Annotated in this window: 1 protein-coding gene; it reads right to left on the bottom strand. The window is 48.7% G+C overall.

The genetic code is table 11. The features are described from left to right. On the bottom strand, positions 1 to 378 hold a 378-nt coding region (locus tag SQ11_RS15810; RefSeq protein WP_041515165.1), incomplete at both ends, for an undecaprenyl-diphosphate phosphatase.

Genomic DNA, 378 nt, shown 5'->3' with positions numbered 1-378 from the left:
AAATGGGGTAAAGTCATGATGGCTCACATAGCGGATAAACCCGCGTATTGCTATCAGTGCACTGAAAAAAGCGGCAGTAAACCCCACTGCAAACATTCCCAGATCGTTGCTATGCAAGAACTCCCGATGCTTATAAACATCATAAAACGTTGCTGCAAACATTACCGGGATTGCCAGAAAGAAAGAAAATTCCGCAGCGGTTTTGCGTGAGAGGCCAAAGAACAACCCACCGATAATCGTTGCACCAGAGCGGGATGTGCCCGGAATCAGTGCCAGGCATTGCGCACAGCCCACCTTCAGTGCGCGCTTCCAATCCATGTCATCGACTGTTTCTATTTCCACCCGGTGTTCCCGACGTTCGATCCACAGTATTAATAT

The organism is Nitrosospira sp. NpAV (assembly GCF_000832065.1).
Lineage (GTDB): Bacteria > Pseudomonadota > Gammaproteobacteria > Burkholderiales > Nitrosomonadaceae > Nitrosospira.
Note: the sequence above shows the minus strand (reverse complement) of the source record. Positions and strands in the feature narration are given on the sequence as shown.